General features: G+C 44.8%; 6 protein-coding genes. All 6 read right to left on the bottom strand.

Going from position 1 to position 8,097, the window contains the following annotated elements; genetic code table 11:
• Positions 1 to 364: 364 nt before the first annotated feature.
• Positions 365 to 619 carry a hypothetical protein gene (locus tag AB4238_RS21125; protein ID WP_220735738.1) on the bottom strand — a complete coding sequence of 85 codons (255 nt, stop codon included), beginning with the start codon at positions 617 to 619 and terminating at the stop codon, positions 365 to 367.
• 119 nt (positions 620 to 738) lie between these two features.
• A complete protein-coding gene (locus tag AB4238_RS21120) occupies positions 739 to 1,176 on the bottom strand; it encodes a PaaI family thioesterase (RefSeq protein WP_372035460.1) in 438 nt (145 codons plus the stop codon).
• Between the two features lie 279 nt (positions 1,177 to 1,455).
• Positions 1,456 to 2,166, bottom strand: coding sequence for a purine-nucleoside phosphorylase (deoD, locus tag AB4238_RS21115; RefSeq protein ID WP_372035459.1), 711 nt, complete (start codon positions 2,164 to 2,166; stop codon positions 1,456 to 1,458).
• Positions 2,167 to 2,254: 88 nt separating this feature from the next.
• A complete protein-coding gene (locus tag AB4238_RS21110; RefSeq protein WP_372035457.1) occupies positions 2,255 to 3,481 on the bottom strand; it encodes a NupC/NupG family nucleoside CNT transporter in 1,227 nt (408 codons plus the stop codon).
• A gap of 611 nt (positions 3,482 to 4,092) precedes the next feature.
• Entirely contained in the window at positions 4,093 to 5,835 is a 1,743-nt protein-coding gene (ushA, locus tag AB4238_RS21105; protein WP_372035455.1) for a bifunctional UDP-sugar hydrolase/5'-nucleotidase UshA, read from the bottom strand.
• Positions 5,836 to 6,003: 168 nt separating this feature from the next.
• Positions 6,004 to 8,097, bottom strand: a 2,094-nt coding sequence (locus AB4238_RS21100) for an endonuclease (RefSeq protein ID WP_372035453.1), incomplete at its 5' end; no start/stop codon positions are given.

The following is an 8,097-nucleotide window of genomic DNA, read 5'->3' as shown; positions in this document are numbered from 1 at the left end:
ATTAGCTCAAATCCCACTACTTGCCTACAGCGCTTTGAATTCCCGCTGAATGGTCAAACTTTTAATGCAATTGGTATAAGACCTGTGTTCGCCGAAAATACAATAAACGTTTAAGCAGATAGCATTAACTGCAACTGTCTTAATATCTAAATTAATCAATTGGATAATAGGTGAAGCGTCACTTATTTGAAGGTTTAGATTGCTACGAAGTAGAGTGATATAAGACATCAGCTGGAGGGTGTAAATTTATAGGGGTGAGTATTTGAACGTTACAGATGATGTAAAGTAAAAGGAGGCCAATTGATATTGCCTCCCTAGCTAGCAGAGTATTCACTCATGCCTAATAAACGATAATAAAACCTCTTCAAGAATCTGGATTGCCCTGCTCCTGAGGCGCGGCTTTATAGAGTTTAACTAAATAGTATGCATCAATCAGTACAATGAAAAAGTTAACTAATGCGACTGGAATAGCATCAATTGCTAAGCCATAAGCCACAAACAGTGCTGCACCAATCAGGTTCCACCAGCGTAGCTTTTTGATATTTGACATCATCAGTGATATGGCAACCACCACAGAAGCTAAATACCCCACCCATTCCCATATTGTTGCGCTATCCATTTTCGCTCCAACCTTTATCCTAAAAAATCATATACTGAGTATGAGCAATAGATTGCCAATGCAACAGCTTATTGCGTAATTAAATACTCTATAGTGCGCTTACCTTCAGCTATTGCTTATTAGCGTTTTACTACCGCTGCAGTCATTCTCGATATGCAACATAGCTCACCGGCACTATTGTGGATTAATACTTCCCACACAGAGCTGCGCTTGCCTAGGTGTATAGGCTTTGCAGTCGCCGTTAATGTGCCATTCCGTGATGCTTTTAGATGATTAGCATTGATCTCTTGTCCGACGCAATAATACTGCTCAAAATCGACTGCGAAATTCGCGGCATAACTGGCTACGGTTTCTGCCAGAGCGACGTTTGCACCACCATGCACAATGCCGAGAGGGTTATGCACTGCAGGAGATGCCGCCATCGTTGCCTTCATATAGTCATCACCAATCTCTGAGATGGTGATCCCCATTGTTTGCATTAGCGTGCCTTTGCCATGCATCCCTGAATCCATCTTGGCACACGTTTCTAAGCTTACCGGTCTAAACCAAATCGACATCTGTTACATCCATTGTTGTAGTTATTGTCGACAGTCTACTGTGTAAGCAAGATTGTTTAAACAGGTAAGATGAGTGCGCGTTGTGTTTTTAACGAGTAGGAGTCGAGACAAAAAGTAGCTGAATAGGAAGAGTTGGCGCGCGGTTAAGCTTAATATTAGGTGCTGTCACGTTTTCACGTTCAACTTGTGTGCCTAATCGCGCGCCATAGGGTAAAGAGTTATATCACTGAACAATATCAGTATTGGCTTAACTCTCTATTAAGGCCAAAAGGTCGAGCTTTAAATTAAGTCTTCTACGGCATCAAGTGTCAGCTTAATCATCTCATTCAATGTTTGCTGGCGCTCTTCGGCAGTTAAATGCAAACCCTGGCGCAAGTGGTCTGTTACAGTCATCATCGCCAATGCCTTAGCGCCAAATTCTGTTGCAACACCATAAAGGCCAGCAGCCTCCATCTCGACGCCTAAGATGCCGTACTTCTCCATCAAGTCGTAACGCTGTTCATCACTGCTATAGAATAGATCTGATGAATAAAGGTTACCAACGTGGTAGTTAGCCCCTAGCTTTTCTGCAGAGTCAGTGGCACGTTTTAACAAGTTAAAATCGGCAATCATGGCAAAATCAGTATTAGCGAAGCGCGTTTTATTAACGGCAGAGTCGGTGCTAGCTCCCATTGCCATCACCACATCCATCAACTTGATTTTGTCACTAACAGCGCCACATGAACCAATGCGGATAATGTTCTCGACGCCATATTCGGTAATCAACTCTTTGGCATAAATAGAGATCGAAGGGATCCCCATACCTGATCCCATCACCGAGATACGTTTGCCTTTGTACTCACCGGTATAACCCAACATGTTACGTACATCTGTCACTAACACCGCATTATCTAGAAAATTGTCAGCAATGTACTTAGCACGCAGTGGATCGCCAGGCATAAGCACAGTTTTAGCAAATGCGCCTGCTTCGGCATTAATATGTGGTGTCATAGTCTTTCCTTTTGTATCAATTAGGTGCTTGTTGACCCCTCAGCAAGCACACCAAAACCCTAGTTAGATTTACAATCTGTGTTTTAAATTATCCCGCGATGCTAAATAGCAAACCTGCGATTGTGCCGCTCATTAAGTTAGCCAGTGCCGCGCCAATTAGTGCTTTCATGCCAAGTTCACTTAAATCATGTCTGCGTTCAGGACAAAGTGCCGCTAAGCCGCCCATTACCATTGCCAAAGAGCCTATGTTGGCAAAGCCACACAGGGCAAAACTAATAATTATCTGCGTTTTCTCAGACAGTTGATCAGACACTTTTAGGAAATCGATATAGGCGACGAATTCGTTAATCACCATCTTTTGACCGATAAATGATGCAGCCTGAACCGCTTCACTCCAAGGCACTCCCATCACCCACGCAAGAGGTGCAAGAATGTAGCCTAATATCGCTTGCATGGTTAGCTCCTCGAAGCCGAACCAGCCACCAATACCGCCAATAAAACCATTTACAAGGGCGATAAGACCGACAAAAGCAAGTAGTAACGCTGATACGCTCAACACTTGCTGCAAGCCCATAGCCGCGCCACCAGCGGCAGCATCAATCACATTGGCTGGCTTGTCAGTTTGCTCATCGAGAACTTTTTTAATGTCATTTACTGGCTTTTCTGTTTCTGGCCACATTAACTTGGCAAACAGAAGTCCTGCTGGTGCTGTCATGAAGGCTGCTGTTAGAACATATTTAACGTCCACACCCATCTGAATGTAGCCAATCATGGTACCGCCAGCAACAGATGCCAACCCGCCAGTCATTACCGCAAATAGCTCTGAGCGTGTCATGTGTTTAACGAACGGTCGCACCATTGATGGCGCTTCGATGGGCCCAACAAAGATGTTCGCGGTCGCGGAGAGTGACTCGGCGCGGCTAGTGCCAAGTAACTTTGATAAACCGCCACCAATCACACCAATAATCAGCTGCATAATGCCTAGGTAATACAGCACAGCAATAAGAGAGCTGATAAACACCACTACACATAGCACGTTAATGACGAAGATAAAGCCAAGGCTATAAGTCGCTAAACCGCCAAATAGAAACTTTAATCCTTCATTGGCGTAGTTAATTACATGCATCACGCCGTTTGAAGCGCCGTCAAGCATGGATTGCCCCATAGGGAGGTACATCACAAAGGCACCAAAGGCGACCTGAAATGCCAGCGCACCGAGCACCGTACGTAGATTAATAGCTTTGCGATTTTCAGATAATGCCACTGCAATACCGATCAAGCAGAGCATGCCCAATAAACTGATGAAAACTTCCATACATTTTTAGCTCAATGAATCGTTATATGGACGCAGTGTATACAGCATGCATTTAGCTGCAAGGATTAAGCGGTAATTTAGCAGAATAAAACTGATTTTTTACCGCCTTAATCAGCGATACACTCCGAATGGCTCAAAAGGTAAAATAACAGCAAAGTATCACAAACAGATTGGCAGCAAATAAATTACAGAATGTGCTATTTAACCCATGTTGAACAACACTTTCAAGATATATGGCGGCGTATTAAAAATGTGGCGTCGAACGTCAAACAAGCCAAAATTAGATCATAAAATTACAAAATAGGAAGTTTATAACGTACAAGTATACTAACTTAACGCATATTTGATGACTAAACTGAAGTTTTAGCTGATTACATCGATTAGAGATAATGCTCTCTTAGCCTTAATTTGAAATTAAAAAGCCACTTTCAATCAAGAAAGTGGCTTTAAGGCATTTTTTAATGGCTAGCTTTATTTTTCCAGAAAAGGCCATTAACGAGTGCGACGGCGCAAATTGAACAATCACATCAATCTGCGCAGGGTCGCTCAACGCTATCTCTACTATATCGATATCTATACTAGCAACTTATTAACCTTATAAAATAATAAGCTTAACCGCCGCAACCATCAGAATTTCTGGAGTTGATATAACGAACATCTTTCACGGTGTCATAGTCAACCGGATCAAGCGTGTCATGCTTTTTGATGAACTGATAAAGCATATCGGCATCAATAAAGCCGGTGTCTCTGGCCTTTTCCTTTAGCTTGGGATATTTGTTACCGCCTGCAGCGTTGTAGCTTGGGAGGGTAAATCGATAGTTATCCGTTAGCTTGAAAGGCTTGTCGCCAATAGCTTTGATGTCGACATCTTTCGCTTTACAGTCAACCGTCATCTTGATGCCACTAAAATGAGCAAAGCCTCCAGAGCCTCGCGTCTTAAGTGCCACTTTAGATAAATACTGTTTCAGTTCGGCGCCATTCATCTCAGTCACAGTCACACTGTTAGAAAAAGGCTGCACCTTGAGTACATCACGATAGCGAATAGGCCCTTTTTTTATGCTGGCACGAATACCGCCGGAGTTCATGATGCCGAAATCCGCTGGCACAGGCAGCTGAGTTTGAGCATGGGCTATCATTATTCCTAGAGGCATCGCTTGATACCGCACCACCTTGCGCTTACCAATGAAATCTGCCTTTGCAACACCAATCTCTTCCCTCAGCTGTACCTGCCCCTTGCGCTGATAAGGACGCAGCAGCTCAACAGTTTCTGGATCCTTGGGGGTTAGCATCGAAGAATGCAGCATAAAACCATACTTGCTTTCAGTGTTTACGGGCACCAGCTCATAGCTTGCTAGATGCAACTCTCCAGCGTAATACTCAAAGTCAGCACGGCCTATGAATTTGCCCCACTCGTAGGCTTGCATAATCCAAGTACCATTTTGACGGTCGGGCTTACAAGGCTCATCTCGAGCATACTTTTCTACGTATTCACCCGTGTCGCCTTCCATACATACAGGCAGTTGTGAGTGACCGCCAATGATAGCCTGGATCTGGCCAGCCTCAAGGCTACGAGCCAAAGCAACATCACCCGGAGCATTACTGCCATGATTACCGTTTTCATAGTGGCCCATATGGGTGAGGCCAAACACCAGATCAGGATGATGCTTTTGCTCAAGTTCTGCCAAAATACTTTTTGCCTCAGCTTGAGCTGAAGTGAATTTGAAATCTGCTACATACTCTGGATTACCGATTTCAGCGGTATGCTCAGTGGTTAGGCCGACGACCGCGAGCTTCAAGCCTTGTACCTCAAACACCTTGTAGGGCTCAAAGTATCGTTGCCATTCACCATCAACTTGACGATAGATATTGGCCGATAACCATGGAAACTCTGACCAAGCTCTCTGCTTATCCATCACTGTAGATGGATTATCAAACTCATGGTTACCCACGGCCATTGCGTCATAACCTAGGTGATTCATGCCGATAAAATCAGGTTCGGCATCTTGCAGATCTGACTCTGGAACGCCTGTATTAATGTCGCCACCGGAGAGCAGTAACACCTGGCCTCCCTGCTCAGTAACCTCTTTGCGGATCTCATCAAGGATGGTTTTCCGCGCTGCCATGCCATAGCCACCATTTTTACTATGCCAAAAACGGCCGTGATGATCATTAGTATGCAACAGAGTGAAGCGCTTGCAATCATCTCCAGCAGCGATACAAGCGGCTGATGCAGTCACCTTCGGTGCTTTAGGCGCTTCTTCCACCTTTTTCTTACCACAACCGCTCAAGACCAACGCCAGAGCGATAGCTGAACTAGTTAGAAGCAGGCGAGAAGGACGGAGTGAAGTATTCATAATAACCCTTCAGTATTAAACAGATAAACATTGCCATTCGCTTTATTGATTAGCTTTCTCATCGTGATACCAAAGCGCCAAGATGGAATATAAGGCAACGGCTGTACAGTTAAAAAAAGCAGCACCAAGAGCGATCTCGGTGCTGCTTTTTATAGGCTTAGCGAACAACTAGCCTTGGCGGCGACGCCACCACATTAGCGGTAGCAGCAAAGTCATAAGGCCACCTAAACTACCGGCACCATCAGGCTTAGTCCAACCCGCTTCTTCAGTGTTTTCCACTTCAATGCTAACAGACTTGCTGAAGCTTTCTTCACCGACAGTTGCCGTGAGTTCAAACACAAGCACTTGATCGATATTTACGCTAGGTGAAGTCACATCAAGTGTCAGACCTGTAGCGGTAAACTCTGCCGTGGTTCCTGAAAGCTGCTTCCAGCTGTAGCCAGTACCTTCTGGAGCGTCAGCAACAGTGGCTGTAATGGTAGTTTTATCTCCTTCGGTAACTTTGGTTGCACCAGCAAACTCTACACTCAGAGTCAAAGGCACGTTAACTACGCTCAGGCTAACGTCTTTGGTTGTTGCCAAGCTACCGTCACTGATGGTCAAGGTAAAGTTCAAAGTCTCGTCGGCTTTAACTTCTGGTGCAGTCAGAGATAATACAGCTTGGTCGCCCACAACCGTTTTCTCTTCAGCAACAATCTGCTCCCACTTGTAAGTAAGAGTAACACCTTCACCAGCCGTGATTGCAGAAGCATCGATGGTGTATGCAGTCCCTTCAGTTACACTCTCAGGAGTAACAATATCACCATCAACTACCAGAGCAGGGTTTGGATCGTCACCACAGACTGCACCATATACTTCTTGTACTAACTCTGGACGGTCAATGAATGGGTTACGGTTGCCCTGGTACTTGTATACTTGGTTGTTACGATTCTGCTCGTAACTATCCACTGGATCTTGCGTGTTCCATGCGTACAAAGTACAAAGCGTACCGATGAGCGGCTCACTATCTTCAGCAGTGGTTGTTAGACGATCAACAACGATGAGATCAGGCATATTCGTTGTCGCTGTATCGGTACCTTGATAACGCGTATCCATATACATGATCATACGAGCTACATCGCCTTTCACCTCATCACGAGGTTCCCAGCAGTCGGTCGTTTTGTTGAGGTAATTACCTGTACCAACACCGTTGAACTGAACCTCTTCACCCGTGTCGCTACACGCACCAAAGTCATTGTTGCTTCGTGCTGTGTTGATGCCAGGATCTGAAGGACGCAGGTGATGAGCATCGGTGTAGCCCCACTGCGAGTCGCTTGGGAAACCATGACTCTTGGCCCAGACGTGTTCACGGTTCCACTTGCCTGCACCACTACCACTAGTCTGGTTGTCGTACTTTGAAATAGATTCTCCGGTGTAGATCTCAATAACTTTCTTATCGTCAGCAGGATCTTGATCAGCATAGGTCAGCGTGCTCCAAACCTGCTTATAGCTCAGTTGCTTATGATCTTTGGCAATGATTACCGATAGAGCATTTTTAAGCTCTTCGGCATTAGCAAAATCGCCACTCAGTACATCTGAGTAATAGATCTCAGCATTGAACGTAGCTGGATCTGCAACCGGAGTCAGCGTCTCACAACCAGTACAAGGGCCAGTTTCAGGCTCAGGTTCTGGAGGCGTTACATCACCAGAACAAGCATCTTCGCCCGGACAGCCAAAGCCTTTACTGGCCTCAATATCTGTGATCTGTCCTTTTACTTTTGAGCCAACTAAGACCCACTGATTGGTGCTTCCTGGGAAATCAGCTGTAATATCAGTAACACCAGTAGTAACGTTTGCCTTTCTGCGTAATATCGCATTACTGGTTGTAAAATCTGGGTTATTCGCGTCTGCCCATCCATTGCTTCCAGGGTCTTCGCCGAATTTACCAAAGATATCTACAATCACACCATCTTGGCTTAGGATTAACGTATCATTTCCAGTAAAATAAGTAACTCCTGTTGTTTCGACGTCTATCGCACTCTTTCTCGTTTTAAACCCATCGGTAGCGCCTGAGTTGTAGATAACAAGACTGCTATTTGGTGCTAACTCACCTGTGAATTTATCATAAGTGTAGTTGGGTGCATCTATAGTATTCGCAGCGCCTTTTGTATAAGACGCAATCTTAACTTTAGTTAAATCGACCGCCACTGTACCAAGGTTAGAAATCTCAATAGCCTTATTATTACCACCACCATTGAAACTTTTATCGCCTTCACTGTATTC

The organism is Shewanella sp. 10N.286.45.A1 (assembly GCF_041470405.1).
GTDB lineage: Bacteria > Pseudomonadota > Gammaproteobacteria > Enterobacterales > Shewanellaceae > Shewanella.
Note: the sequence above shows the minus strand (reverse complement) of the source record. Positions and strands in the feature narration are given on the sequence as shown.

Coding starts and splice junctions, on each gene's coding strand:
- AB4238_RS21125 (WP_220735738.1), bottom strand. CDS start 619: ATGGATAGCGCAACAATATGGGAATGGGTGGGGTATTTAGCTTCTGTG.
- AB4238_RS21120 (WP_372035460.1), bottom strand. CDS start 1,176: ATGTCGATTTGGTTTAGACCGGTAAGCTTAGAAACGTGTGCCAAGATG.
- deoD (WP_372035459.1), bottom strand. CDS start 2,166: ATGACACCACATATTAATGCCGAAGCAGGCGCATTTGCTAAAACTGTG.
- AB4238_RS21110 (WP_372035457.1), bottom strand. CDS start 3,481: ATGGAAGTTTTCATCAGTTTATTGGGCATGCTCTGCTTGATCGGTATT.
- ushA (WP_372035455.1), bottom strand. CDS start 5,835: ATGAATACTTCACTCCGTCCTTCTCGCCTGCTTCTAACTAGTTCAGCT.